Source organism: Nosocomiicoccus massiliensis (genome assembly GCF_002871345.2).
In the GTDB taxonomy this organism is placed as follows: domain Bacteria; phylum Bacillota; class Bacilli; order Staphylococcales; family Salinicoccaceae; genus Nosocomiicoccus; species Nosocomiicoccus ampullae_A.
This window is the reverse complement of the sequence record NZ_CP136964.1, coordinates 1,312,266-1,336,910: the sequence shown is the minus strand read 5'-3', so window position 1 is coordinate 1,336,910 and position 24,645 is coordinate 1,312,266. Positions and strand designations below refer to the sequence as shown.

Below are 24,645 nucleotides of genomic sequence, written 5' to 3'. Positions count from 1 at the left end.
AGTATAAAGACTACTTAAACAATCGCGCACAGTAGGTAGTGTAACATTTGCCACAGATAAGTTTAAAGAATTATAAGATACTCAAAAATATTACACTTTTAGCGAGATTGATAAAAACATTTTAAAGCATGTTAGTAAAGAATTACCACGATATTTTACTGATTTAAAAATTAAATCGAATGAACGTTGCAATCCAATAATAGCTTATGAATTTACATTTAAACCAGAAAGAGTCGGTGCTTGAATTGAAAATAAATATAAAAGATAGAAAAAAAACTAGATCTACCGCCTATAAATTGGGTAAAAGACGAATCTTAACTATTTAACTCTAAAATAAAAACAAATATACTGTTCTTAGAATCAAGTAAATAATTAAAAAAGATATAACAGATTTTACTTGTGCTTTATTATCATTCTTTTTCATTTTAAATATGCCAAAAATTATTAGTAAGGGAATTACTATATAACCGATGAGAATTTGGTTAAGAAAGAAATCCAAAATTTAATCAGTCCTTACATTTTAAAGTTATTGATATATACTATGTTTTGAGTTTTCTTATTTCTATACTAACATAATTCATATACTTGTATAAGGTTAATAATCCATCATAAAAATGGTGCTAAAGTAACACCTGCAGGGCTAGCAGCTATATATGTTCATATGAACTACACATGTATTAAAGAAACAAATTCAAAATATAGTGTATACTAATTAATCTTAACTAAAGGATGATTAGCATTTTAGAAATTTTTTTCAATAATTTATTGTTTTGGTTCTTATGGTTACCACTCATATTCTCCATTTCAATTATTATAGTTTACAAAAAAGAAAATAAAAGTTTTATAAAACCACTATTAATATTTTTAATCGCATATTACATCGCTAGAACAATAATTTATATTATATAATTCTTAATCCAATTTCCTTTTGGTGTGAACCAACACGTTCCAAGTGACCACGTATATGAGAAACCTGACAAGGAGATAATCTATCATTTTGGCGCTATTCAGTCATAAGTCGTCTCGATTACTTCCTAATTGACCAACATGAGCATGAGTTTTCTAATGCCACGATAAGTGTTGAATACGGTTGTATCGATATATTACCTGAATCAGTCATCATCAAAAGATAGTTATAGAAATGATAAAAAACTTCAATTCTTTTTACATAAAGAAGACGTGTAACTTCAATTCCTCATTCATAGACAAAATTGGACACTTAATTATATCACGTTCTATATATTTCTATTAAGAAGCACGATGATGTAAACTTAAATAGATCATTTATTAAGGAGAACTAAAATTGGACATTAAATTAAGGTATTAAACAAGTTGCAAAAGATAAAAACTTAACTCTAGTCGTTCCTAAAACACCTTCAACAAAATATAACACGTGGTGGAACGAACGAGACCTTAATTCAGATTATCTTATTGATTTAATTCAATCTCTACCGAATAATGATTATCTTTGGATCGGCGGATTTTCAGGTGGTGCTGAAATTACATCTTATTGGCTAATTGAAAAGCTTAAAGACATAGATATTTAAAGAAGGAGGCGTTATTCTTTTTGGAGGCGGCGGTTCTCCAAAGGTTGAAAATATAAGTGAGCGTATCCCAAAAGAGAATATTATAAGAGGCGACTTCCTTATTTATTGGATTGTCGGAGCACATGATACAGGCGAGAGAAAAGAACATCCTTTTAACGCTTTAACAGCAAGTAAAGAAGGAGAAGGATTTTATAGAGAAAACGGCTGGGAAACACATATTATTATATTGGATAACTACGGTCATTTATTAACCAAAAATAATGAAGGGAAATATGGCGAGTTTCTAGATGAAATAATACCAGAACGTTAAGCATAGGTAATATACAAGCACTCCTCGATTTCTCGAGAAGTGCTTGTTGTGTTTGTTTTACTCTACATCAAAATACTTTTCGTAACACACACATTCGTGAATTCTAGTATCTTCTTTTTTAATTTGCTCAATATCATTTCCAGTATAATGAGCAAAACCATTCACAAAATATAATTTTGGTATTGTACTATTCACTACCTCATCTATTTGTTCTCCTTCAAAATAGACATGATAATAAGAATCAGTATTTTTAAAATTCATCTTTTCATACCAATTTTGAACCCATTGGTCGTCTCTTGTCCAAGCCTCAAAGCGATTTAGTTCTAACTTTTTCGCTCTTTTTTCCGCTTCTTTTAATAATGCTTCTCCGATTCCTTGTCGATAATAATCTGGGTGCACTGCAATATGCCAAATCATACCTCCAAGTCCAGCTCCTCTAGAACAAATTGTAAGTTCCTCTGTTTCGTATTCCACATCAATTAAGCCAACAATTTGTCCATCGATTTCTGCAACAAGTTCAATGGCAGGGTTGTCATAACGTTCTTTCTCCGTAAGCACATTGTCAAAATAAGCTGTTTGTAAAAAAGAAAGTACTCGGCACCTTACCCAGCCTGCTTCATTACTAACTTCATAATCTCTAATAATCATAGTTTCCTCCGGATTATAGGGATTACGTAGTTTATAGGGGCCTGATACGCTTATCCCTTAAAATAATTTCCCCCGTACATTACTCTTACCATTTTCATAATGCAACACCACCTTTAATTCGATAATAATTAAATTTTAGCAAAAGTTTTTCTAGAAATATATATTAATATAAAAAGTACTCCTCAAGTTGGGATTTCGTGTGCAGCTTTTAGATGGTAGTTCATACAGCAGATTATGCTATTTTTATTCCTCTATCCTAATTCTACAATTCTTATATCAGTATCTCGGTTCACCTCGGTCCATTCTCGGACCATCTCGGACCATCTCGGACCACGCTTTATCATTCATAAAAAACTAATCATAATAATCCGTTTTTAATTTATACCTACTTGATGAAGATCGCCCAACTAATACTATTTTGTCTTTATCTCTTAAGCTTTTAAGGATTCTCTTACTTGTAGATGCTGAAAAACCACATAGTCTCTCGACTTCTCTTCTTGTAATGGACTCATTTTTAGAAAGATATTCTAATATCATAGCCTCACCTTTAAATTCATCAAATCCTTTATCCTTTATATACTCAATTTGATTTTCAAATTCTGCGTAAACTCTGTGAGTAAACATATAGCTATTTCTATTCTCTCTTTGAATCAGATTCTTTTTTTGAATTAGATCATTTAATATTACTTGTACAGATTGATGACTCACTTGGGCAACCTCTGCTGCTTGAGATAGTGATATTTTCTTATTATTCTTTATATATTTCAGTATACATATCTCCTGAACTGAAAATGAACTATGCTTTTCTTCCTCTTTTGTAATAAATTTTAAAAACTCAATATCTTCCATGACGCTACGAAGAATGAGTTGAACAGAATTACTATAGAGTGTATAGTCAGGCGCTGATTTTCCTAGTGCCAACATATCTTTAAAAATAATATCTACACCTTGACCAGACCTTTGAACATACTTTAACTTTTGAAAAGTTTCCGCAATTAACTTGTTTCTAGGTGTAGAGGGATGACTTATAATATTTTTATTATTAATCCCCTCAGGAAATGACCCTGGGTTTTCAATATGTATTTCCTCAGGGTAAAATTTAATAATAATCGATGAGGGATTTTCATAATCCCTATGTGTCATAGCATTTAATAACGCCTCTTGAAACACATTGACAGGATAATCTAATACCTCTAATTTAAATAAACCAACTTGGATATTTTGTATAGTATTTTGATCCTCAAAGATATGTTGGATTCTATCCAATGATCTTAGTAATGGAAGTTTTAGTTCTAGTCTTTTATGATATTCAGTTATACCTTCTTTATAAGTTAATACAATTATTTCTGCTTGAGGTAGTAGTTTAGATATAGCTTGTTCTGTTCCAACAAATAAACAACCCGCAACTGTAAGTTTTATCTCTTCATCTACTATCTCAATGAGTTCTAAGTCCTGTAAGAAGCTAATATCATCTAAATTAAATAACGTAGAGTCCTTATCACGTGCTTGTAATTTACGCTTTAAATTTTCGACCTCATAAAAATCAATATCATTTTTATTAGACGGTTCAATAATTTTTGATGAGTAATCTCCTCTAAACCCATCTATTCTATTAGAACTATACTCCATTGGATAATCAGGTTTTGTATTTTTTCCTAATCGTCTATACGAAACACCTTTAGAAGTAGAGACTTTATTAATATTCTTCTCAACGGTTATTACTAAAATCTTTTTGTCCTCAATTTTTTCGACTTCAATATCACTAAACAAATTTGGAACTGTCTTATCATAAATAGATTCTATAATATTTTGAGTATCAAAATTGTCACAACCTGTTATATCGCCATTGTCCTCAACACCTACAAGAATAGTTCCACCTTTAGTGTTAGCGAAACCCACTGCTTCTTTAACTAATAATTCAATTAGATCTTTAAAATTAGATGACTTTTTCCAACTCTTAAATTCTACTGTATTACTTTCGCCATTCTTGATAATATCCAATATATTCAAATTAAACTCACCCCTTTTTATTTAATATCTCTTAGCCTTATAATATCACATACAAATTATTATTGATGAACACAAAAAAGCACCCCCTGATTTCTCGAGAAGTGCTTTTAAACTTTATATTTATATTTACTTTCTTAAGACCTAGTTTCATACGTTCAAAAATGCTGGCCATTAAATAATCTTGTAGCATCTTATTATTTCTTTCTATTGCTATCAAAATAGATTGCCTATTCAAAATTTAAGCATTCTATAATTAAAGTAATAGTACTCGAAAATTTTTCACTTTACTCGAAAGCTCGTAAACCCTTTGATTCCATCGATTCTACTCTATTTTTGTAATTTCTTTTAAGTTACTCGAAAATTCCTATATTTACTCGAAAGCTCACAAATGCCTTGATATCATTAGATTCTCATTATTTTTTAGTGTTTATCTATTTAATTACTCGAAAGTTTTCCACTTTACTCAAAACCGATTAAATAATATGTTCTCTTCGGATCATTTTTACTTGATCCATGTGTCGATACAATATTCATTTCTTCCAATTCTTTCAATCTTTTTCTAGCCGTAGGAGCAGATCTTTGAATAATACTTGCAATTTTATATGCTGTTAATTCTCCCTCATTATACAAATGTCTCACAATTAATTCTTGTTGCTCATTTAAACTTTCAAATAATTCAGGTGTTATTATATTACTCACTCGACTCATTTCTCTTTCTTTTCTAGCCACAATGTTATTCTTCAAAGTTAATTGTACCGAACTGTTATATTGTTAATATTTCTAGATATTATTAATTCACTAGATATTCATCATTATTGACTTGTGATATATTAAATAGTAGATTGAAAATGATAGCGCTTTTATATTTAAATTCACTTTTATTAGATCATATTATAAACGAAGGATTAGATGAAAATTATGTAGAGGAAATCTTAGTCAAAGAATATGTTAATCCTTGGGCATTTATGCATCAAAGCCAAGAATTTAATAGATTTATAGAAGTATTAAAGAGTCTATACATAAATGATAGAAGTAGAATATATTCAATTATGCATGGAAATAAAAAAGAAAATATACCACTTTGGTTAGGGTATAGTTATGGATATAGTTTAGTTAACTTTATAAAAAGAAATACCTTAATAAACATAGATGAATTAACAAAGAAAGATAGAAACTTTTTTGATAATTATAATAAAAATTTTAATGAAAGATGATTAAAAATATGGGCAAAAATGAGGTATTTAAACTAATTACAAAAAATAAAAATTATAGGAAACTTTTAATCACAACTATGATTACAGGATTAACACAGTGGGGTGCATTCATTGCAATGCTCGTTCTGATTGGTAATATTACCTCTAGTGGGCTTCAGCTTGGCGTCCTTTGGGCAGTAAGTGGATTATTCCCAATCTTTATGAGTTTCTTGCTCGGCGGTATTATTGATTGCTACGATACTAAAAAAGTATTGTTTATCAGTGAGTTTTTAAAAGTTCCATTTTATTTATTGTTTATTCTTGTCCCATTCTTTGAAGGATGGACTGCTTGGATTTTATTCTTTGTAATTCGATTTGTTGTTGGATTATTACAATCAGTTACAACTATTGTGAGACAAACGATTATTCCGGAAATGATGCCAGATGAAGATTTGGTTACTGCGAACTCTTTAAATTTTACACTAACTAGCTTTATACGACTAATTGGTGCTGCCACAGGTGGTTTAGTTGTTTCATTTTTTAGTCTTAATATATTTTGGATAATAACAAGCATCTCATTTGTATATGCTGGATTTGCTATGTTGAACTTAGATATTAAACGTAAAAAAATTTCTAACAAGGAACGAAATTTTGTAAAAGAAATAAAAGTTGGTCTCCAAGTAGCTAAAAATAATGTCTTTGTTTCTTACGTATTATTATTCGCGCTAACTGGTGGGCTAATCATTGGATCTTTCAACTTAATGATTGAAAGAATGGTGAATGAAGTATATCAAGTTCCTCCATTTGGTCTTAGTGTATTATATATTGCAGAAGGATTAACTTCTGTAATTATCGGCTACTGGATTGCGAACAATAAAATCATGTTTAAGAAAGTTCATAACTATGGTTATATCTATATACTGATGGGATTAACTTGGGCACTGTTTAGTCTGACAAATAACTTGTTTACTGGGTCTCTTATAATGATTGCATTCGCTTTTGTAGGAGGATTTGTAGTACCATTTGAAAGAAATGTGATGCAAATAAAGGTAAATCCTGATTTAAGAGGAAGAGTATTTGGGTTGTGGAATACATGTAGTATGCTTTCAATGCAAGTGGGGGCTTTATTTACAGGTATTATCATTCAATACCTTGGTAATAGATTTGTAACTCCAATCTTATCAATACTAGAAATTTTACTTGGAATTGTATTTTTATTTTATTTTTTAAAAGAGAAAGATAATAATTATGAAAATAAAACGATTTGATGAAAAAGATAAAGGTTTTATATAAGAAATGTCTCAAAGATTTAATGCTTTTGAAGTTTTAGAGATATAGGAGTCCACGATATATAACAAAAAAGCACTCCTCGATTTATCGAGAAGTACTTCGAACTTTATATTTAATTGAACACAAATCTGTAAGCGAACAAGTTCGCAACAGCTTTGACAATTAACGTTTAGAGAATTGTGGTGCTTTACGAGTTTTCTTAAGACCTGGTTTCATACGCTCAATAATTTTTGAGTTTTCATAGTGATCGATATACTTCATTAACGTTGATATATCAGTATTTCTATCAATTATTAACATCATACTATTTCATGCAGTTTCTATAAAAGGTATTAATTAGGTATTAAAATTTATGCTGGTCGGTAGTAACAAATAATTGATTTTTGTCTATAAATTCATCTTTCTAAGTAAATATCGATAAATAAACATTATAATTCTAAAGAGAAGCAATCGCCTCTTCAATTGCTTTATTGAATTGAACTAGTGTATGTTCCTTATTGAAAAGAGGTAGACCCATGACTCTATAATTATTGTTGAATGTATATTTTTACTATAGCCAGAAATGTGGCGACACATTTCTGGAAAATTATTTTATGCTTAAGTTAAAACTACTCAATATAAAATTTATAATTCCAATTGGTAATGAATAAAGTGATTATGATACCTCTTATATTTTCAGTATTTTCGTTATTAAAACCTCTTAAAACATTCCCAACTATAACAAAAGTATTCATAGCATACCAGCATTATTTTTATATTTTACTTTACTTTTATCTCTTACATAACAAGAATGAGTTCTAATGAAGTAGAAAATCAAAAATTTAATGCACGCACAATATTTCACACACTTTTACTTCTGTATTTTGATAGATTGACTCAGATTATCATTTGGCTGCAGCCGTACTTTGGAGATTTTCAAGTCTTCTAATTATGAATACATTAAATGATTTGTTCATATAACTTTCATAAAAACGATATATTATTATAAAATTTTTTTAAAAAATTTTGTTAAAATTAAATATCAAGGGGGAATCTGGATGAAAAAATATTTAATGCCGGTTTTGATGGGCATAATCTTTATTTTAGCAGGTTGTAGTGATAACTCAGCATCGAACGAATCAAATATTAAAGAAATGGTTTCGAAATTAAGCGCTAGTAATATTGTAGAATCAGCATCTATAAATGATAAAACACTTATTGTTAAAGATAGTGGAGATGAGAATGTCTATACTTTGCCAGACGATGAATTTTTTGTATCTATTGCACCATACATCTCATACACACATCCTTGTGAATTTCATAGCTTAACAGGTTGTCAGGGAGAACTGATGAATGAAGAGATGGATGTAAAAATTACAGATGAAGATGGAAAAGTTCACGTTGATGAGAAGTTGACTACCCTTGAGAATGGTTTCTTGGATTTTTGGCTGCCAAGAGATAAAAATTACTCTTTAGAAATTAATTATGATGGAAAAAAAGTTGAATCTAATTTTTCAACTTTTGAGAATGACAGCACCTGTCTGACAGATTTACAGCTTAAATAATATATTAAATGCAGATTACTCAATGCTATTTAGTGTTGTGGAATCTGCATTTTTAATTCAATGTTAAATCTCAGAGCAATAGTTAATTTATCTTTACTTAGTTTTTAAATACATGTAGTGGATAGTTTCTGCACATATATTTTTTATAATAAACTTAGTAAATTAATAGATTGATAAATAATGATTACAGAAGTAAACTTAAATTAATAAATCGTTTACAATTGTAGTCTTATTATAATGTAGTAGGGGGAAAGAAATGAATACAGAAGATAATCATAATCATGAGGAGAACCACGAATCCCATAATCATAACGGTCACGATCATCATGCACATATGGTGACAGATTTTCGAAATAAATTCTTCATTATCCTGATATTCACAATTCCAATTGTACTTCTATCTCCGATGATTCAAAGTTTCATAGGTGTGGATTGGCAATTTACTGGAGATAGTTATATTGTGGCAGCGTTGGCCACTTTCGTTTATTTCTACGGGGGGTGGCCATTCATTAAGGGCGCTTACGATGAATTGAAAAACAAAGAACCAGGCATGATGACATTAATAGCAATGGCGATTTCTGTCGCTTACTTCTATAGTATGGCAGTTGTTTTTGGATTCAATGGGGAAGAAATTTTCTGGGAGTTGTCAACTCTTGTATTAATCATGCTTCTCGGACATTGGATTGAAATGCGATCTATTAACAATGCTTCCAAGGCCCTGGAATCCCTCGCATCATTAATGCCTGATACGGCAAACCGTATCACTGAAAATGGTGAAACAGAAGAAATTCAGATTGATGATATTAAAGCGGGTGATTTACTATTGGTAAAACCCGGAGAAAAAATGCCGCTGGATGGTAAAATCGTTAAAGGAAAGTCGCAAGTTGATGAATCAATGTTAACGGGTGAATCTGTTCCAGTTGGAAAATCCGTTGATGACGAGGTCATTGGCGGTTCAATAAACAGAGAAGGTTCTCTCACTATTGAAGTAGAGAAACTGATGAATGAATCTTATCTGACACAAGTTATAGATATGGTTAGAGAATCACAACGTACTAAATCGAAAACTCAGGATGTAACTAATAAAGCAGCTAAATGGTTATTCTATATCGCTTTAGCTGCCGGTATTATCACATTTATCGTTTGGATAAGTATCGGAGCAACTATAGATACTGCTATCATGAGATTGGTAACAGTTTTGGTTATTGCTTGTCCTCATGCTTTAGGTCTGGCAGCACCGTTGGTTATTTCAGTATCTACATCCCTTGCTGCAAAGCACGGTTTGTTAATTCGAAAACGTCCACAGTTTGAAAAGGCTCGTAAAATTAACGCTGTGATATTTGATAAAACCGGCACTTTGACTGAAGGTGAATTTGGGGTTACAGATATACAGACTTTCAATAATATTGACGAAAATATCCTTTTAAGTTATGCAGCAACAGTAGAAAATGACTCGGAACACCCTATTGCGAGAGGTATACTCAATGAAGCCAAGTTAAAAGAACTTGAATTGCTTGAAATGACAAATTTCAATTCAATTACTGGTGTAGGAATTGAAGGGACGATTGATGATAAACAAGTCAAAGTAGTGAGTCCGGGATATGTACGTAAACAAAAAATAGATTTTGATGATCATAACTTCAATAAATGGTCAGAACAAGGTAAGACGGTAGTTTTTGTTTTGGTAAACGAAGAATTAGCAGGTGCGATTGCACTGGCAGATAAAATTAAGGAAAGTTCTAAGCAGGCAATTGAACAGCTGCATAAGAGAAATATTAAAGCTATCATGTTGACCGGGGACAATCAGAAAGTAGCAAATTACGTTGCAGAACAAATAGGAATTGATGAGGTTTATGCGGAAGTGATGCCCGATGAGAAAGCCGACAAAGTGACAGAAATCCAAGAACGTGGATTGATTGTTGCAATGACAGGAGATGGCATCAATGATGCACCTGCATTGACTAAAGCAGATGTTGGAATCGCTGTGGGCGCAGGTACTGATATTGCAATAGATAGTGCAGACATCGTTCTAGTTGACAGTAACCCGAAAGATATTCTTGCAATATTCAGCCTATCTAAAAGAACATATAATAAACTAGTACAGAATCTGATTTGGGCAACCGGATATAACGTCATTGCTCTCCCATTGGCAGCAGGAGTACTGGCGCCTTGGGGAATAATACTCAGTCCGGCTGTAGGTGCGATTTTGATGAGTCTCAGTACAATTATCGTAGCAATCAATGCGCAGTTACTTCATAGATTTGAAGTAGAATAACATAAATGCCGACAAATCCTTACTTAAGGATAGTCGGTATTTTAATTCTTTACTGTATGAAATATGAAAGACATCTTAAAAATACTTGAAAAAATTAGAGGTGAAAATTTGACCAAAGCAATTGATTCAAATATCACAAATTCCGAATGGGAAGTGATGCGGGTCGTTTGGGCACAAAACAAAACTACGAGTAAAGATATTAGAGATATTATGGCGTTGAATCAGTTAAAGTTCAAATTCCTGAAGGTAAAGTAGATGTAACATTTAATGACAGTACAATTAATTTGGCAGACATCAAAGGTGCTATTCAAAATACCGGCTACGAGATTAAAGAAGATATTGATAAAGAAGATGGTTCTGCGTGTTCATGCTGCAGCTAGTTAATGACAAAAGATTTTAAGAATTTAGAGTACCATCTTTTTATGTCATATTGATTCTATATAATAATTGTAGAAAGAGACCAAGATAAAAAATCCATGTTTTTATCCTATATTACTATTCGCTAATTTATTCCACAGGTGCCAGTTCACTTTCTGTAACCCACTTATGATTCTGAACTTCTTCTTCAGTATCTGTTGTAACGAAATCCACCATATAGACAGTGGTCTCTTCAGCAGAATCAATCCGCAGAATGAAGATGAGTTAACAATCCATATTATAACTGGAAATACTTCTGTATCCAAAGATGGATCAGAATAAGAGTGGAAGAAAATTTCAGTTGTGGGCAAAGTGAATTAAGCAGAATTGTTCATAATAAAGATCTTACTTTTTATGCGATATGACTAAACTGGGTGCAGATGACTATATCACAAAACCTTTTAATGAAGAAGAATTGGTTGCAAGAATGGATGCATTACTAAGAAGAACAAGACCTGTCAACCGGATTGAAGTCGAAGGACTGTTATGGGACGAAGATCAATATGAACTATCCTATAAAAAACAATTTGTAAAATTAACACCAAAAGAATTTGCAATCATTGGATTACTCATGAAAAATCCAGGAAGGGTTTTTTCTAGAAATCAATTGATTATTTAGTGTGGAGTATGGATTCTGAAACGGAAGGACGTACTGTGGATTCTCACGTTAGAAATATGCGGAAAAAAATTCGGGAAGTCGGCTTTCCGATAGATGATTACTTTCACACTGTGTGGGGCGTTGGTTACAAATGGATTAAAAATTAAAACACATTTCAATATTAAAACGTGAGACTGATTGCTTTTGTTCGATTAATAAGAAAAGCCATGCCTGGATTATTAGATGGCATGGCATTTTGTCTATAAAGTTTTATTCTAAGCAATTTCCTTACAAGCTTCTGCACATTTGAAGCACGCTTCTGCACATTTCTGGCAGTGTTCGTGGTCGTGTTTCTGACATTCATTTCCGCAAGCTTCGCAAATCTTGGCGCATACCGCTGCTAAATCGGAAGCAAATGGTGTACCTCTCATTAGTGCTTGTTCCAGAAATGCACAGATATCTGCACATTCACGGTCCAGACGGATGCATTCCGCCATCATATTTACGTCCTCTTCTCTCAAACACGCATCGTAGCAGTGGTTACAGGCCTCCATACATTCATGTAACGTCTGAATCAGTTGTTGGTGTTGTTCATGAGCCATTGTAAATCCCTCCTATAGAATAAAATCACTTACATTGATTTAATTCCCTACTACTCCGTATTATAAACCGATATTGGTAAACTCCATAGAAAATGCACATAATTTTAATGATGATTGTCCTTCTCCACTTATTCAATAATGTAATTTGCCTAGAAAAATCAAAAAATAATTCCTTTTTTATTATTAGATTGAAGATTTGGATCTTATTCTACTTTAACCTGTCCCATCATCCCATTGTCCTCATGTTCAAGTATGTGACAGTGGAACATATATATGCCTTTATTTTTAAACTGAATGGCAATTTTCACAGTCTCATCCGGGGAAACGGAAAAACTATCTTTCCAACCTCTTTCGTTCTCAGGTGGTGCTTCTCCATTCCTGGAAAGGATTTTAAACTGAGCACCATGGATGTGGAACGGGTGAATCATGCCGCCCATCATGTCTGGTTTATTATAGATTTCCCATACTTCGGTGACACCTTGTTCCTGCGTAAAATCAATTCTTTCAGGGTCAAATTTTTTACCATTTATCGTTACCATATCCATCATGCCAAAAAGTTCAATTTCTTTTGTTACTGGTAAATTCTTTTCTTCTTCCGTAACTGAAAATTCATTCATTTCATCAGGTATATCTATGGTCTTACCTGTTTGATCTGTGATTTCAAAAGGTAAGAGCGTGGTACCTTCTTCGTTTACTAGAGCAATCTCTTCATTAGTTTTAACTTGTGAGAAGTCAATAACTATTTCGGCCCGTTCTGAAGGCGTGAGTGTTATTTCTTGCATTGAAACCTGTTCATTTAAAAATCCGCCGTCTGTTGCGACTTGTACAAAAGCATCTCCTGTATTTAGTTTAACGGTGTAGTTTCTTGCATTTGAGCCATTTAAAAGTCGAAGCCGTACTTTTTCTTTATCTACAGTTAATTTTGGATTTAATGTTCCATTAATTAATGATGTATCTCCGACAGTGCCATCTTCATTTGCTATTGCTTTATAATTCAACTGTTTTTCGTCATCAAAGACTCTGTCCTGGAAAATGAGAGGAATGTCATTTTCTCCATATTCACTTGGTAATTCTAGATTTTTTGAATTTTGGTCCTCGATATAAATTAACCCAGCAAGTCCGTTGTACACTTGTTCAGAGGTTTTTCCTTCCGGGTGGGGATGGAACCACAATGTGGCAGCTTCCTGTGTCACGTCAAATTCAATAGTACTCTCTTCGCCTGGCTCCAATACATTGTGTGGACCACCATCGTCATTCCCCGGCACTTCCAATCCATGCCAGTGAAAAGTGGTATTTTCATCGAGTTCATTGATTAAGTTTATCTTCACAGTATCTCCTTTTTCAAATTGAAGCACGGGACCTAGAAACGAGCCATTATAACCATATGTTTTTGTTTGAAAGCCATCAAATATTTCTGATTCTCCTTTTTGCGCGCGTATTGTATATTCAATACCTTTGTTGCTGTCGCTTTTGAGTAGAGGGGGGATATTCAGTTCATTCTCTCCTGTCGAATCAATTAGACTTACCACATCATCATGATCCATATGACCATTACCCATGGAACCATTATTCATTTCTCCTTCACTGGAGGAGTTATTCATATTTTCTTCCATAGAATTTTCATTGTCCTCATTCATATTCACCTCTTCATTTGAATCCTTCCCATTGTTAGTATCTTCTACAGATGCTTCTCCGTCATTGCTTGTACAAGCTGATAAAACAATGACCATCATCAGAGAAAACAAGCTTACCAATAAGTTTTTTTCATACTTTACAATCCCTTCTTTCTCCTTTTAATAAAGAACTTGTCATTCCTTTATGTATTAGACTAGATTATAATTTTCGAGAATTCGTGCATAAAATGAGTATTTAATATGACAAAAATACATGCAAGATTAAGTTCAAAAAACGACTGTTTTATGTACTATTTAGACTTAATCATAAATTCATAAGTTAGTAATAAACACTTGTTACAACCACCGAAAACTAAAGCTTCATATAGATTGCTTGACGTAGACAAAAATACAATTAGCATTCTTAAAAAATGGAAAATTGAACAAAAGAACTTAAACAAAAGAACTTATATGAAGAATTCGGTTTTAAAATCAGTAGTGATGATCAACAACCAATATTTACTACTTATCATCAAAAGCTCCATAAAATGAATTACATGAGAGTGTCTACACCAAATGATAAATTAGAGGCTTTTTTTGGCAGGCACAAAGAACTTCACAAAATTAAAATTCATGGATTTAGACACACTCATGCATCCTTACTTTTTGAAGCAGGCGCAACAATTAAAGAAGTACAATCGAGATTAGGTCATAGTGACATAAAAACGACTATGGATATATACACTCATATTACAACTACATCAAGAAAAAGATTGGCTGAGAAGTTCCAAAATCATATCAATTTTTAGAGCTTATTTCAAAAAAGGGTATTAAAGGGGTATTAATTTCTACCAACACACAAAAAAGCACCTCTCGAAATTTCTTCGAGAAGTGCTTGTAGCCCTTGATATATAAGGGGTATTAACGTTTAGAAAATTGTGGTGATTTACGTGCTTTCTTAAGACCTGGTTTTTTACGTTAAAAAGACTCTAGCAAATGTAAACAATAAACCATGTATTACAACCACCTAAAACACGTGAGTCTCAAAGATGGATAGATATTGATAATCAAACCATCAGTAAACTTTTACAGTGGAAAGAAGAACAAAAACTTCAATATGAGGAATACGGCTTTTCAGTCGCTAGCGATAAAGAGCAACCTATTTTTTCAACTTACCATACTAGACTAAATGAAATGAAGTACATGCGTGTATCGTCACCTAATGACAAATTAGAGGCATTCTTTAAACATCATTCAGATCTTCATAAGATACACGTTCATTGCTTCAGACATACCCATGCTTCGCTATTATTCGAATCAGGTGCTACACTTAAAGATGTACAAACTAGATTAGGTGATAGTGATATAAAGACGGCAATGGACATTTATATGCACATCGCAAAATAATCCAGAGAAAAATTAGCAGATAAATTTAATAGATATGTCAATTTTTAAGGGGATTATATGGACAACATACTATTTGATCAATTTATCAATATTTGTCTTGCATTAAATAATATTGATATAAAACCTACATTAATGGGGTCTTTAGGTTTAGAGTTAGTTAGTAATAGAGAATGGTCGCCAAGTGACATTGATATACACGTTCCAGGTGACCCCCGTGGATGGGAAGCTCCTGATGAAGATAGAATATATAACTTTGAGCAGATTAATGCTGTAATGAATCAATTGGGCTTCTCTCTCATTGATCGCCATGAGCATGAGTACTCAAATGGTGATATATCTATAGAATTTGGTTGCATCGATACATTACCCGAATTCGCTGATATACAACTTTCTGAACTACAAGAACTGCATATTGATGGTACAGAGTTCTTTGTTCCTACACTCAAACAGTATCTAAAAATATATAAAGCATCATCAAAGGATAGCTATAGAAATGATAATAACAACTTTAAGGATTTTGAAAAGATTGCGTACTTAGAAGAAAGAATTAGCTTGTAATTTATGATGAGGAGTATTTAAAGGGTATTATCCATGCTAAAACCATATAAAAAAGCACCTCTCGAATAAATTCGAGAAGTGCTGTAAACATTGATATAACAAGCATATTAACGTTTTGAGAATTGTGGTGATTTACGTGCTTTCTTAAGACCTGGTTTTTTACGCTCAAAAATTTTCGATTTTTCATAGTGAATGATATACTTCATTAACATTGATATATCAACGTTTCCTCCAATTATTAACATCATACTATTTCATGCAGTTTCTATAAAAGGTATTAATTAGGTATTAAAATTTATGCTGGTCGGTAGTAAAAAATAGTTGATTTTTGTCTATAAATTCATATGATAAAAAAGTTAAAAAAGTACTCTCCCACTTGAACTATAATTTAATTATAGTTCATGGATTAAATGATCAAGTAATTCCGGTTTCACAAAGCTATGATCAATTAAAATCTATTATGACAGATAAAATATTCATATATGGTAATAAAGATGATACTCATTACTATCTTACAAAAAATACTATATTCAATGCGATGAAGCATATTCTTTAATATAAGTTTGAATTATCTCCTTAATAATTGGATGATCCTTTATGTCTTTAATTTCATGATAGAGCTTATCATAAGCTCTACTCGCTTTATTTTCTTCTCCTAGCATCCAGTAAGAAAGCGGAAGAAATAACATTTTTCTAAAATAACTTGCTCTATCTACTACACAAAACATCAATTGCTTTGGTATTAAGTTATCTTCTGCATTATCGATTACAAGTCTATATTCTTGCTGAGAATAATAATATTTTAATGATAATATCTGTTTATAATTACTAGGAATATTAGAAGTCTCTATAAGATTTAATGCTTTTTTATACCTGTATACTCCATTTAAATTCAAATTAATTTCTTTATCCACATAATAGTCTAGTAGTAATTCTAATTCATATTCTATTTTTGGTATCCATTTATTAATTTCTTTTAACTCTTTAAAATAATAATAGTATGCTTTTTCATCTTTTTTCAATTTAAAATAAGACATCAACATTACTGTTGCACGCGTATAATTTTTAAAGTTTTCAGTCTGTATTGAATGAAAATATATTTTCTTATATGTACTAAAGAACTTATCTTCATAAGAAAGATTTATAAGTGCAACAAGTTTTTGTAATAAAAAAATATCTTTACATGAATCATATAATTGTATCTCTTCTGAATAATTTCGTTCTATAGATTTTAAAAATTTATAAGCTTCTAAATATTTCTTTGAAGAAAAATATATATTAGAACTTAAGATTATACTTTCTAGATTTATTTCATCATCATTTATAAAAGATAAAATCTCTTTTATTTTATCTTTTACTTTTTCTAATTTTTCATCTTCATTTAGAATCGTAAAATGGTTTGATAAAATATATAGTAATCTTATTGATGACTTTATATAGCTAAGTTTATTTATATTTTGAAATACTTCATCAAATAAATCTTCTGGTATATATAGTTTTTCTAAATTTCTATCTATTTTTTGTATTATTTCTCTAGTCCACTCATTATCAATTTCATCAAAAAACATTGATAAATTAACATTAAGTTGTTGAGATATATATATCAAAGTCTCATAAGAAGGTGTTGTTTTTCCGTTTTCAATTTTACTTAAATGAGATTTATTATATTTATCACCGCCAAGTTGTTCAAGAGTCATTTTCTTTTTAATTCTTTCTCTTTTAATAATTTTGCCTATATTCATACTCTCACCCAGTTTCTTTATAGTAAACTTATATTAATATTAATGTTGATTTAACCATTAAGTTGATTTAAAATAAACTTAATAGTTTAAGGAGGACAATTTATGAAATATGATATGACTTTAACTGAAAAACAAAATCTTACTGCTTATCTTATTAGTATTGCGACTATTACTATTGGAGGAAGCGTCTATAATTTTGCTATTTCTTATTTTTTACTTAATGAAACAGGATCAGCATTATATTTTTCAATAAATTTAGCAATTTCATCTATAACATTTCTAATTATTACTCCATTTTCTGGTGTATTAACTGATTTTTTAAATCGTAGAAATATTATTATTTACGGAGAATTCATTCTTATGCTAAGTATCCTTTTACTTTTCATAGTTACATATTTTTATGGCTTATCTTTATTTTCTATCTACATTGTAACATTCATCAGAAGTCTTTTTAATGCTATAGTGAATAACGCTTTTTCAGCTTCTGTATCAAATATGTTTCATATTGATAATTTACAAAAAGTTTTAGGTCTAAGTTCAAGTATCCAATCATCCGCAACATTTTTAGGTCCGATATTAGGCGGATTATTATTTGGAATTTCATCCTTTGAATTAGTACTTTTTATATTCTTACTACTTTCTTTAATTTCGTTTTTATTTGATTACAGTATTAATTTTGAGTTGTTTAAAAAAGAAAACATTTCAAACAACTTCATAACTGACTCTAAGATCAATTACTTTAAAAAATTTTTAGACGAAATTAAATCTGGTTTTAAGTATCTAGTGTCCGTTCCAATATTAAGCACTGTCATTTTTGTTGGTGTATTTATTAACTTCTTCAATGCTGGTGATATGGTGTTACCTGAAAAAATGATGATTAACGTTTTAGATTTTTCTCCGATACAAGTTGGGATTGTAAATGGTATTATGGCGTGCGGAACAGTTGTTGCTGGGATTTATCTTGCAAATACTAAAAAAATTGAAAATCATTTAAATGTAATGAGATGGGGATTTATTATTTGTGCGTTTATTACGATATTAATTCCAATTCCAATTTATTTAGAGAAACACTTTCAATTTAATTTCTTATATTTATCGACAATATTATTTGTAAAATTTTTTGTTTTAGCATTAATCAATGTTCCCTTTATACGAATTATTCATGAAGAAACAGAAGATTATATGAAAGGTAGAGTTTTCTCAGGATTAGGAGTAATAAGTAGTGCGATTATTCCAATTGCATTCATATTATACGGATTTATATATGATTTGGGATTCTACTTTTTACCAAATATAATTAGCGCAGTCATTATAATACTTCTCTCTATAATTTATTTTAATCCAAAAAAATTCATCTAAATTAATAACTATCTTACTTTTAAATGGTCAAGTCCATATACAAGTCATAGCCAACACGCTCTACTCTAGCTTTTACCATTTCCACATTTTGATTAACTCTTGATTTTAGTTGCATTTGAATTCCTTCTTTCTCTTTTTTTCTACTACACTCACCGTAATGAAGCAGTAGGTATTTTGTTTTGTGACACGTATTTAATCTATTTATAGTGTGATGCAAGGGCTAGTTATCCTTATGAGTGTACGAGTTAGGGTCAACTGCATGTTTACCCTTGCATTGCTAACGCAGAATAGATTAGTGTCAGAATCAAAAAAATATCTACTTAACGAAATGGAGTGTGAGAAAAGAAAACGCTTGGCGTTTAACACGACTGAATCTGATCATACTCAAGGATTCTTTGTAGCATTGAGTACAGGTGAAGACGCATATTAAAAGCACTCCGTCACAGTTTGCATAATTGGTGTTAAGGTTAGTATAGTATATTAAAATAAATATACTTTTTATTTTAAGCGTGATTGGCACAATTATAAAATAAACCGCTTTCTTTTTTATGAAATATCTGTTATTATGAAAGCGATAACAATTATTTCATATCTATTTTATATTAGGGGTGATTAAATGAGAAAGATTGCAGATAGCAACCATTTTCAATTTATCAATAATAATCATTCATATTATTATAAAAATAAAGAACATGTAGATGAAAAAAATGAATTTGATGTCTTGCTTGAGTTAAATGACACTCACAAAAAAGCTGTTAAATACAAAGGTGAATTTTGGAATTATGTCACTCTTGTCGATGATAAACATACACAAGGATGGAAAATACATATATCTTCTACTATTGAGAATTATTTACGTATATTCTATTTAGTAAGTAAATATTGTATAAGCCAAAACATTAATTTTAAGTACATCAAAAATATGAAGATGTATCGTCTAAGTCATGATAAATCATATTCTAGAGAGTCTGCCGGAAAGTTTATTGTAATATACCCTTGTGAGAAATCTTTTCAAACAGTGATTGAGAGTTTATACAAAATTTTACACAACTTTAAAGGACAGTATATCTTATCAGATAAAAGATATAAAGATTCTCAATGCATTTATTATAGATACGGAGAATTTTACCCTATTTATGTATTAAACGAATTAGGGGTAAAAGAAAGTTTTATACTAGATGATAATAACAATTATTATAAAGATGAAAGACTCCCCTACTATAAGAAACCCCATTGGGTGGATAATATCATTGATGAGTTATATTTAGAAGAAAAAGAGTCATTACTCTTAAAAGAATATAACATCACTTCTGTTATTAATTTCTCTTCTACCGGTGGTACCTATATAGGTAGTAAAAATAATAAAGAATTTATAATAAAGGAAGCTAGAGCATTTACTGGCTTAGATAGAACAAACAACTATTCTAAAGATAGATTACTTCATGAAAAAAAATATTAGAAATATTAAAAGATAATAAAAAAATTCCTAATGTAGAAGGATATATAACAGATTGGGAGAATAGCTATTTAATATTAGAAAAGATTATAGGAAACACTTTTAATGATTTTGTATTTCGTAATAATCCTTTTATTATAGGGAATACTTCTATTAAAAATAGCGAAAAATATTATAAAAATTTATTAACAATATATAAAAAAATATTAAATCTAATAGAAGAAATCCATAAAAAAGAAATATACATAAAAGATATTTCTCCTCATAACATTATTGTTAGTAACGAATCTCTTGACATTAAAATGATTGATTTTGAATGCTCAATATTAAAAAACTCGAATTTTGATAATGGAATAGAAACACCCGGATTTAGAAATTATACTAATAAGAAAAATCTATTAAAAGAAGATATTGTTAAAGTTGGTTGTTTATTATTATATGGTCTTCTTCCTATGAATACAATACTAGAATTAGACTATAAAAAATATAAAGATATACTACGGTTTCTAAATAATTTTTCATATATTCCTAAGGATTTATTGAGACTAATAGAAGGAATATTTAACTATGATTTCTTCTCAATCGAATCTGTTCTAATCTCATTTGATAAAATAAACTTTAATAATTCTAATAAAGAGTTCTCTGAAAATGTGTTTAATTTAGATAAGAATGATATACGAAATAAAATTTCTGAATCAATTAATAATATTATAGATTCCATATTAATTGAGAATAAAACAATTTTTTTACCTTCGGATCCTCATATTTATGACACAAATAAACTATCTGTAGCTCATGGATTTTCTGGTATTTTATATAATTTATATATATTAGAAAAATATACAGATAAAAGTACAGATCTTAACAATTTATATTATGAAATGATTAGTTTATTAGAAAAACCCAACGAATACTCATCCTCTTTATTTATGGGAAATAGTGGTATTGCTTGGGTACTTGAAACTCTTGGATATCATGAAATTTCTCATATATATATAGATTATGCAAATAAAAATTTACCTAAACTAAATGATTTATTCTACGGAAAAGCTGGCGTAGGATTATCTAATTTATATTTCTACAAGAAAACTAAAGAAAAAAAATATTTAAATGAAGCGAAAAAGATTGCTTCTTCAATATTAAAATCTGCTCATCAAAAGAATGGGAAATATTATTGGAAAGACTGTCATGATGACGTTTATAATGGGTACGGCAGAGGTAGTAGTGGAATTTCTCTTTTATATTTGTATCTGTTTTTAGAAACAGAAGACAAAAAGTATTTAGAAATTGGAGAAAAAGCATTAGGCTTTGATATTGATAATTTGACAACCGATGATACAGGAAAAATCGGTTTGAACAGAGAGCCTATCTCTAGCAATAAAATTGTTCTTTCACCATATTTATATGATGGTATAGCCGGTGTAGGAAGTGTTTTAATTAGATATTTTAAAGTTACTAAAAATAATAAATACCTCCATCTTGTGAATAAAATAACTAATAGTCTTAATATTCATTTTACTATGTTTCCAGGTTATATGAGAGGTTTATCTGGTATTGTAAACTTTCATTTAGATGTTTATTCATTTACTAGAAATAAATTAAACCTGGATATTGCTAGAAGATTAGCAAGTAATTTTTATCTATATGAAGATAGAGTTAAAAAAGGCCTTTATGCTGGAGAACAACTCATTAGGTTATCTAATGATTACTTTACAGGTAGTATTGGAGTAACATCTACCTTGGCAAGACTGTATGAAATAAATACTCATAATGATTGTAATCAAAACTTTTTCTTAGATCAGTACTATATGAATTTAGGTAGTGAAGTTTATGAAAAATAACATTAGAATCTTTGTCACAAATAACTTTATTACAACATTAGGTAATAGTATTTTTACTATCATTTTAATGTGGCACGTTTACGAATTAACTAGTTCTGCTGTTTATACTGCGATTATTGGAAGTATGGGACATGTGATAGGATTTTTTCTCGGTCCTTTGGCCGGTGTTATTGCAGACAGAAGTAATAAGCCTTTAAATTTACTAATAAAAACTTTATATTTTAATGCAATAATTGTAATTTTATTGGTACTAAGCATTACATTTGCTTCTGAAAATTTTGAGATAGTTTCGATTATTATCCTTGTATTAATCAGAGAAATTATTTTTAACTTTCAATACCCAAGCCAAACGAGAGTATTACCATTAATTGTATCATCAGATTTGATTACTAAATTAATTGGCTATAGAAGTGTAACGTCTAATATCGCCTCTATTATTGGTAACTCTGTTGCTGGTTTTATTATCTCTATTATTGGAGTAATCGGTGGTTTACTACTTAATTCTTTTACCTTTTTTATCAGCTCATTATTATTAAGTTTTATTAGTATAATAAATAGTAATATGATAACAAAAGAAAATACAATAATCAAACCTAGTTTAAAAGACGAATTTTTAGACGGGTTAAAATATTTATGGAATCAAAAAGACATAAGAATCATTGCAATAATTGCTAGCTTATTGAATATTACATCTATGGTTGGACCAATGTTTGTTGTTTACTTTAATGATTTCATTAATGCTGGACCAGAATTTTATGGAGTGTTCAATGCAATTATTGGGATTGGTAGTATTGTAGCAGGAATATCAATTCATAAAATAAATAAATCTTTTAAAAACTCCACAATAGTAATTGTTGGCTGGAGCATCCTATCTATTTCATTGTTACTAATGTTTTTTTCTATTAACATAACGGTTATAATTATTATCGCATTTTTATTAGGTTTCTCATTAACCTCTCCAAATATCGTTTTTAGTAGTATCCAAATCCTTGCGATACCCGATCATTATCGTGGTAGAGTTACCACAACGATAAGATCACTTAGTGTTTCACTAATACCGCTTTCTAATATATTAGGAGGTATTATTGCTGATTTAATTGGAGTCAATTTTGTATTCTTAATTGCTGGTATGTGGCAAATATTAATAGTCATTATAACAATAAAACACAAGAACATATTCAATACGAATTATAGTTAAGAAATGTTTGTTCTTTATATTAAGGAGGTGATTAAAATGAGTCAATTATTAGATTTACAAAAACTCGAAAGCAAAGTATCAGACCATGGAATTCGTTACTTTAGTGGTGGTTCTTGTGCTTTTAACTCATGTGACAAAAAACCTACAACTCCTTAGACACTGATGCTAAGACTGTCATTATATTATGGCAGTCTTTCTTTGTGTATTACATCAATCTTTAAATACGTTTTGTATTCTACACATTATTAAAACTATCCTTTCTTCTTTTTATTTAAAATATTATATATAGATTCCCTACCTACTTGTGTCATCTTACATATATCTTATAATGTATATTTTCTACTATAATATAAATTTTTTCTTTAATATTTTTTAATTTCTGGAAGTGTGAAAATCACACTTCCTTGTGAATCAAGAGTTCTGGAAGTATTTTATCTATATTATTATTCTCTATGTGATTTTTTGCATAAGTAATAAAATCTTTTGGTGTATTAATAAAAATATAATCAATTTTAACATCATTATCTTCTAAATTCTGATGTGCATTAGCTAGTTCTTGTAGCCATAATGCATCATCTACCTTCTCTACAAAAATAATATCGTATTCGTTCGCATAAATCATTTCAGTTCTAATTACTTTAAATTCTGTTTTCTTCTAGTACTTTTTTAGCTTCTGCATATGCTTTTTCTACTGAATACAAGTCATAGCCAACACGCTCCACTCTAGCTTTTACCATTTCCACATTTTGATTAACTCTTGATTTTAAGTACATTTGAATTCCTTCTTTCTCTTTTTTTCTACTATATTCACCGTAAAGAAGCAGTAGATATTTTGTTTTGTGACACGTATTTAATCTATTCATAGTGTGATGCAAGGGCTAGTTATCCTTATGAGTGTGCGAATTAAGATCAACTGCATGTTTACCCTTGCGTTGCTAACGCAAAATAGATTAGTGTCAGAATCAAAACAAATAACTACTTAGCGAAAGGGAGTGTGAGGAAACGAAACGCTTTGCGTTTCACTCGACTGAATCTGA

The 24,645-nt window shown here is 30.2% G+C and carries 22 protein-coding genes and 4 pseudogenes; 15 read left to right on the top strand and 11 right to left on the bottom strand.

What is annotated here, in order from left to right; all coding sequences use genetic code 11:
* Window positions 1-94: 94 nt before the first annotated feature.
* A pseudogene (locus tag CJ229_RS08840) lies at window positions 95-244 on the top strand (replication initiation protein); the annotation flags it as partial.
* A 1,670-nt stretch (window positions 245-1,914) separates the two neighbouring features.
* Here CJ229_RS08840 and CJ229_RS07000 read toward each other — a convergent pair.
* The 3 genes and pseudogenes from CJ229_RS07000 to CJ229_RS06990 all read right to left on the bottom strand — a co-directional run.
* On the bottom strand, window positions 1,915-2,505 hold the full coding sequence (locus CJ229_RS07000) for a GNAT family N-acetyltransferase (protein ID WP_102167130.1): 591 nt from the start codon (window positions 2,503-2,505) through the stop codon (window positions 1,915-1,917).
* Between the two features lie 354 nt (window positions 2,506-2,859).
* Complete coding sequence (locus CJ229_RS06995) at window positions 2,860-4,515, bottom strand: RNA-binding domain-containing protein (protein ID WP_102167129.1); 1,656 nt, start codon at window positions 4,513-4,515, stop codon at window positions 2,860-2,862.
* A 459-nt stretch (window positions 4,516-4,974) separates the two neighbouring features.
* Window positions 4,975-5,280 (bottom strand): annotated as a pseudogene (locus CJ229_RS06990) (winged helix-turn-helix domain-containing protein); the annotation flags it as partial.
* Window positions 5,281-5,363: 83 nt separating this feature from the next.
* On the opposite strand from CJ229_RS06990, the gene CJ229_RS06985 reads away from it, so the two are divergent.
* On the top strand, window positions 5,364-5,729 hold the full coding sequence (locus tag CJ229_RS06985; RefSeq protein WP_102167128.1) for a DUF2268 domain-containing putative Zn-dependent protease: 366 nt from the start codon (window positions 5,364-5,366) through the stop codon (window positions 5,727-5,729).
* Window positions 5,730-5,737: 8 nt separating this feature from the next.
* The gene (locus CJ229_RS06980; protein WP_317846542.1) at window positions 5,738-6,976 is read left to right on the top strand and encodes an MFS transporter; all 1,239 of its coding nucleotides are present in this window, start codon (window positions 5,738-5,740) and stop codon (window positions 6,974-6,976) included.
* 184 nt (window positions 6,977-7,160) lie between these two features.
* Here CJ229_RS06980 and CJ229_RS06975 read toward each other — a convergent pair whose 3' ends face one another.
* Window positions 7,161-7,301: a hypothetical protein gene (locus CJ229_RS06975; RefSeq protein ID WP_180953388.1), complete on the bottom strand. Its 141-nt coding sequence runs from the start codon at window positions 7,299-7,301 to the stop codon at window positions 7,161-7,163.
* A 734-nt stretch (window positions 7,302-8,035) separates the two neighbouring features.
* Between CJ229_RS06975 and CJ229_RS06970 the strand changes: the two genes are divergently transcribed.
* The 4 genes from CJ229_RS06970 (at window position 8,036) to CJ229_RS08800 (ending at window position 11,197) form a co-directional block, all read left to right on the top strand.
* Window positions 8,036-8,542, top strand: coding sequence for a CueP family metal-binding protein (locus tag CJ229_RS06970; RefSeq protein WP_102167126.1), 507 nt, complete (start codon window positions 8,036-8,038; stop codon window positions 8,540-8,542).
* A gap of 256 nt (window positions 8,543-8,798) precedes the next feature.
* On the top strand, window positions 8,799-10,817 hold the full coding sequence (locus CJ229_RS06965; RefSeq protein ID WP_102167125.1) for a copper-translocating P-type ATPase: 2,019 nt from the start codon (window positions 8,799-8,801) through the stop codon (window positions 10,815-10,817).
* Window positions 10,818-10,880: 63 nt separating this feature from the next.
* Window positions 10,881-11,072: a BlaI/MecI/CopY family transcriptional regulator gene (locus tag CJ229_RS06960; protein WP_102167124.1), complete on the top strand. Its 192-nt coding sequence runs from the start codon at window positions 10,881-10,883 to the stop codon at window positions 11,070-11,072.
* On the top strand, window positions 11,054-11,197 hold the full coding sequence (locus tag CJ229_RS08800) for a hypothetical protein (RefSeq protein WP_143861272.1): 144 nt from the start codon (window positions 11,054-11,056) through the stop codon (window positions 11,195-11,197). Before CJ229_RS06960 ends, CJ229_RS08800 begins: the two co-directional genes overlap by 19 nt.
* Before the next feature lie 127 nt (window positions 11,198-11,324).
* On the opposite strand, the pseudogene CJ229_RS06955 reads toward CJ229_RS08800, so the two are convergent.
* Window positions 11,325-11,441: pseudogene (locus tag CJ229_RS06955) on the bottom strand (DUF1541 domain-containing protein); the annotation flags it as partial.
* Window positions 11,442-11,601: 160 nt separating this feature from the next.
* Between CJ229_RS06955 and CJ229_RS06950 the strand changes: the two are divergent.
* Window positions 11,602-11,999 (top strand): annotated as a pseudogene (locus CJ229_RS06950) (response regulator transcription factor); the annotation flags it as partial.
* 108 nt (window positions 12,000-12,107) lie between these two features.
* On the opposite strand, the gene CJ229_RS06945 reads toward CJ229_RS06950, so the two are convergent.
* Both CJ229_RS06945 and CJ229_RS06940 read right to left on the bottom strand, forming a co-directional pair.
* On the bottom strand, window positions 12,108-12,434 hold the full coding sequence (locus CJ229_RS06945) for a four-helix bundle copper-binding protein (RefSeq protein WP_102167123.1): 327 nt from the start codon (window positions 12,432-12,434) through the stop codon (window positions 12,108-12,110).
* A 203-nt stretch (window positions 12,435-12,637) separates the two neighbouring features.
* Window positions 12,638-14,167 (bottom strand): multicopper oxidase family protein, encoded by a 1,530-nt coding sequence (locus CJ229_RS06940; RefSeq protein WP_419181876.1) that lies wholly within the window; start codon window positions 14,165-14,167, stop codon window positions 12,638-12,640.
* Between the two features lie 428 nt (window positions 14,168-14,595).
* Between CJ229_RS06940 and CJ229_RS06935 the strand changes: the two genes are divergently transcribed.
* From CJ229_RS06935 to CJ229_RS06930, 3 genes are all read left to right on the top strand, one after another.
* Window positions 14,596-14,856, top strand: a complete 261-nt coding sequence (locus CJ229_RS06935) for a tyrosine-type recombinase/integrase (protein ID WP_102167122.1) — start codon at window positions 14,596-14,598, stop codon at window positions 14,854-14,856.
* Window positions 14,857-15,241: 385 nt separating this feature from the next.
* The gene (locus tag CJ229_RS08835; protein ID WP_102167121.1) at window positions 15,242-15,454 is read left to right on the top strand and encodes a tyrosine-type recombinase/integrase; all 213 of its coding nucleotides are present in this window, start codon (window positions 15,242-15,244) and stop codon (window positions 15,452-15,454) included.
* A gap of 57 nt (window positions 15,455-15,511) precedes the next feature.
* On the top strand, window positions 15,512-16,012 hold the full coding sequence (locus CJ229_RS06930) for a phosphoribosylanthranilate isomerase (RefSeq protein WP_102167120.1): 501 nt from the start codon (window positions 15,512-15,514) through the stop codon (window positions 16,010-16,012).
* A 107-nt stretch (window positions 16,013-16,119) separates the two neighbouring features.
* On the opposite strand, the gene rpsI is transcribed toward CJ229_RS06930, so the two are convergent.
* Window positions 16,120-16,260, bottom strand: a complete 141-nt coding sequence (gene rpsI, locus CJ229_RS06925; RefSeq protein ID WP_219718732.1) for a 30S ribosomal protein S9 — start codon at window positions 16,258-16,260, stop codon at window positions 16,120-16,122.
* A 282-nt stretch (window positions 16,261-16,542) separates the two neighbouring features.
* The gene (locus tag CJ229_RS06920) at window positions 16,543-17,754 is read right to left on the bottom strand and encodes a helix-turn-helix transcriptional regulator (RefSeq protein ID WP_102167119.1); all 1,212 of its coding nucleotides are present in this window, start codon (window positions 17,752-17,754) and stop codon (window positions 16,543-16,545) included.
* A gap of 102 nt (window positions 17,755-17,856) precedes the next feature.
* On the opposite strand from CJ229_RS06920, the gene CJ229_RS06915 reads away from it, so the two are divergent.
* The 4 genes from CJ229_RS06915 (at window position 17,857) to CJ229_RS06900 (ending at window position 23,608) form a co-directional block, all read left to right on the top strand.
* Window positions 17,857-19,113 carry an MFS transporter gene (locus CJ229_RS06915; RefSeq protein ID WP_102167118.1) on the top strand — a complete coding sequence of 419 codons (1,257 nt, stop codon included), beginning with the start codon at window positions 17,857-17,859 and terminating at the stop codon, window positions 19,111-19,113.
* 616 nt (window positions 19,114-19,729) lie between these two features.
* Window positions 19,730-20,572, top strand: coding sequence for a class III lanthionine synthetase LanKC N-terminal domain-containing protein (locus tag CJ229_RS06910; RefSeq protein WP_102167116.1), 843 nt, complete (start codon window positions 19,730-19,732; stop codon window positions 20,570-20,572).
* A gap of 299 nt (window positions 20,573-20,871) precedes the next feature.
* Entirely contained in the window at window positions 20,872-22,410 is a 1,539-nt protein-coding gene (locus tag CJ229_RS06905) for a lanthionine synthetase C family protein (RefSeq protein WP_102167115.1), read from the top strand.
* Window positions 22,400-23,608 (top strand): MFS transporter, encoded by a 1,209-nt coding sequence (locus CJ229_RS06900; protein WP_102167114.1) that lies wholly within the window; start codon window positions 22,400-22,402, stop codon window positions 23,606-23,608. The genes CJ229_RS06905 and CJ229_RS06900 overlap by 11 nt, the downstream gene beginning before the upstream one ends.
* Window positions 23,609-24,002: 394 nt before the next feature.
* Here CJ229_RS06900 and CJ229_RS06895 read toward each other — a convergent pair whose 3' ends face one another.
* Window positions 24,003-24,230, bottom strand: a complete 228-nt coding sequence (locus tag CJ229_RS06895; protein ID WP_317846541.1) for a hypothetical protein — start codon at window positions 24,228-24,230, stop codon at window positions 24,003-24,005.
* A 16-nt stretch (window positions 24,231-24,246) separates the two neighbouring features.
* Window positions 24,247-24,483 (bottom strand): hypothetical protein, encoded by a 237-nt coding sequence (locus CJ229_RS06890; RefSeq protein WP_180953386.1) that lies wholly within the window; start codon window positions 24,481-24,483, stop codon window positions 24,247-24,249.
* Window positions 24,484-24,645 lie beyond the last annotated feature (162 nt).